This window comes from Moorena sp. SIO3I6 (assembly GCF_010672095.1).
Window position 1 is genome coordinate 1 of the sequence record NZ_JAAHHU010000415.1, and the last position, 3,691, is coordinate 3,691.

2 protein-coding genes are annotated in these 3,691 nt (G+C 45.3%); both read left to right on the top strand.

Annotated features, from left to right (window positions below; genetic code table 11):
• Nucleotides 1-1,187 (top strand): AAA-like domain-containing protein (locus F6K49_RS37090; protein WP_293105022.1); only part of this gene is annotated, 1,187 nt, incomplete at its 5' end.
• Nucleotides 1,188-1,209: 22 nt separating this feature from the next.
• The coding region (locus F6K49_RS37095; RefSeq protein ID WP_293105025.1) for an AAA-like domain-containing protein at nt 1,210-3,691 on the top strand (2,482 nt) is incomplete at its 3' end.

The following is a 3,691-nucleotide window of genomic DNA, read 5'->3' on the forward strand; positions in this document are numbered from 1 at the left end:
GGGTGGTTGGCTCCCGGTTGTGGCATATCCTCTCAGAGGTTTTTGGAGAGAAGATCACAAAAAATAACATTCGTTCTGTGATCAGGGAGCGATTACGAGAGGTGGAGCTTGAGGAGTTGCCAGAGGTCGAGCTGGAATTACCTACAGAGATGGAATTACCTAGAGGTGTGGTGCCTCTGAATTCTTCTTTTTATATCGAGCGTCCCCCCAATGACTCTTTATGTTACGAAACAGTGTTGCAGCCAGGGGCATTAATCCGAATTAAAGCCCCTAGACAGATGGGTAAAACCTCGCTGATGGTGAGGATTCTTGATCACGCTAGAGCATCTGGCTTCCGCACAGTTGCTCTGAGCTTGCAGCAAGCCGATGCCAATGTGTTCACCGATTTAGAGCGATTTTTACAATGGTTCTGTGCCACAGTCACTCGTAGCCTAGAATTACCGAATCGACTGACTGATTATTGGGATGATATCTTTGGCAGCAGTGGAAATACCACAGATTACTTCGAGAAGTATCTATTAAAAGAAATAGATACACCGGTGGTATTGGCCTTAGATGAGGTCAACCTGTTGTTTAATTACCCTGCCATTGCCACGGATTTTTTGGGTTTGTTGCGAGCTTGGTATGAGAAAGCCAAATACGGTGTAACCGGTAGCACAATTTGGCAAAAATTGCGCTTAGTTATTATACATTCTACTGATATTTATATTACGTTACATATCCACCAATCCCCTTTTAATGTGGGATTATCTATTGAATTGCCAGAGTTTACTAAGGCCCAAGTGCAAGAATTAGCCCGTCGCCACGGAATCGATTGGGGTAGTGATGATTCCAGCTTCGATCACATATCATTAATTATGGCTAAAGTAGGAGGAAATCCTTGTCTTTTAAGAGTAGCATTATATCATCTTAGGCGCGGTGACGTTACCTTTGAGGAGTTATTGAATTCAGCAGCAACTGAATCGGGAATTTATCATGATGACCTTCGACGACAATGGTGGAATCTACAACAATATCCACAACTGGTAGTAGCCTATCGAAAAGTGGTTATGTCATCCCAGCCAGTGGAATTAGAGCAAAAGCTAGCCTTTAAGTTGCAAAGTTTAGGATTAGTACAGCTCCACAAACAGGGGGCTGTGCCTAGTTGTGATTTGTATCGTCAGTACTTTAGTACTCACTTGGGGTAAAACCCATTGATGCCTGTAAATCATGAAAAAGCACAACTATCAAGTTGGCGGAAGTTTACCCCCTGATACCCTCTGCTATGTGCGCCGTAGAGCAGATCAGGATTTGTATAAGGCTCTGATAGCGGGGGAGTTTTGTTATGTCCTTACCTCCAGGCAAATGGGTAAGTCTTCTTTGAGGGTGCAAACTACTCACCGATTACAAAGAATAGGCATCCACTGTGGAATCGTTGATTTGACGGAAATTGGTACCCAAGATTTGACAGCAGACCAGTGGTATGCTAGTGTGGTACGCTGTCTGGTGAGCAGCTTCAACCTCCAGGTCAATTTACGAGCTTGGTGGCGTTCACACTCTTATCTATCCCCAGTGAAGCGTCTTAGTGATTTTATTGAGGAGGTGCTACTGGCAGAGGTTGAGGGAAATTTGGTAATCTTTATTGATGAAATCGATAGCATTCTGGGTTTATCGTTCCCGATTGAAGATTTTTTTGCCCTAATCCGAGCTTGCTACAACAAGCGCACAGAAAACCAAGCCTACCAACGCCTCAGTTTTGTTTTGTTAGGGGTAGCCACTCCCTCGGATTTGATTGTAGATAAGCAACGGACTCCGTTTAATATCGGAAGGGGGATTGAGTTATGTGGATTTACTCTGGAAGAATCCGAAACTCTAGGGCTAGGATTGAGCGGAAGGGTTAGCAATCCCAAAGCCTTACTTAGGGAAATCTTGGCGTTTACGGGAGGACAACCTTTACTGACCCAAAAGCTATGTCAGCTGATTCTAGAGGATACAGAGAATGGTACTGTCAATCCCACATCTCTTGAGTCCCTTGTGGATAGGCGGATTATTAACAACTGGGAAGTCCAAGATAAACCAGAGCATCTCAGGACCATACGCGATCGCATTCTCAGCAATGAGCAACGGGCTGGGCGGTTATTAGGACTTTATCAGCAAATTCTGCAACAGGGGGCAGTAGCAGCAGATGACAGTTGGGAACAAATGGAATTGCTACTGTCGGGATTAGTGGTCAAGAGTCAGGGCAAGGTTAAGGTTCGCAACCCCATTTATGCGGCTGTTTTCAACTGTGATTGGGTCAGCAAGCAACTATCAAATCTTCGTCCCTATGGCACAAGTCTAAGAGATTGGTTCAATAGTGATTGTCAAGATGAATCGAGACTATTGCGAGGTCAAGCCTTACTCGATGCTTTAGCTTGGGCAGATTCCCGTAGCCTGAGTGACCAAGATTATCAGTTCTTATCGGCTAGCCAAGCTTTGGATAAACGGGAGGCTCAACGGGCTGAAGCCGCACGAACTAAAGCGGTGGCAATACAATTGACCAAAGAAAAGGAAATTTCCCGACTGCAAAAGCTGCTGCTGGCTACAGTGAGCACAGGATTTATAGTGTCGGCTAGTTTAAGACTGATGGCTTTCCTGGAGTACGAAAAAGCTGTCATTAACGAAATTAATGCGATCGCTAAATCCTCTGAAGTCTTCTATGCCTCCAATCACAAGTTGGATGCCTTGATCTACGCCATCAAGGCTTGGAACAAACTGCAACAGTTAGCTGGAGCAAAGGCAGATACCCAGACTCAAGTTGAGAAAATGCTCTGGCGAATCATGTATGAGATTAAGGAGTACAATCGCTTGTCAGGACATCGGGGTGCGGTTTACGACCTGGTTTTTAGCCCAGATGGTGAGATGATTGCCTCGGCTAGCGGTGACAACACTGTCAAAATTTGGCAGCGGGACGGCAAGCTGGTAAACACCCTAGAAGGTCATGGCTCCCAAGTTAAGGGAGTGGCATTTAGCCCAGATGGTGAGATGATTGCCTCGGCTAGTGCCGACAACACTGTCAAAATTTGGACAACAGAGGGCATCTTGCTAAACACCTTCACTAACTATAGTGCTGGGTTTGAAGCAGTAGCCTTCAGCCCGGATGGTAAGCTAATCGCCTCCGCTAGTGAAGACAACACTGTCAAACTTTTGACCATAGAGGGCAAGTTACACAAACTCCTGACAGGGCATAGTGCAGGAGTTAAAGGAATAGCGTTTAGCCCCGATGGTGAGATTATTGCTTCTGCTTCTGAAGACAATACTGTCAAACTCTGGACAAAAGAGGGTAGCTTGCTTAGAACCTTTACAGGTCATAGTGCAGGAGTTAAAGGAGTAGCGTTTAGCCCCGATGGTGAGATTATTGCTTCTGCCTCTGAAGACAATACTGTCAAACTCTGGACAAAAGAGGGTAGCTTCCTTAAAACCTTAACAGGACATAGGGACGAAGTTTATGCAGTTGCTTTTAGTCCCGATGGTAAGCTAATTGCCTCGGCTAGTGAGGATAATAGCATTAAACTCTGGACAAAAGAGGGCAGGTTGCTCACTATATTAGAAGGTCATCGGGATGAGGTACAGGGAGTAGCATTCAGCCCTGATGGTGAGATAATTGCTTCGGCTAGTGAGGACAGTACGATTAAGCTTTGGAAACAGAACAGTACCTTGTACACAACCCTTA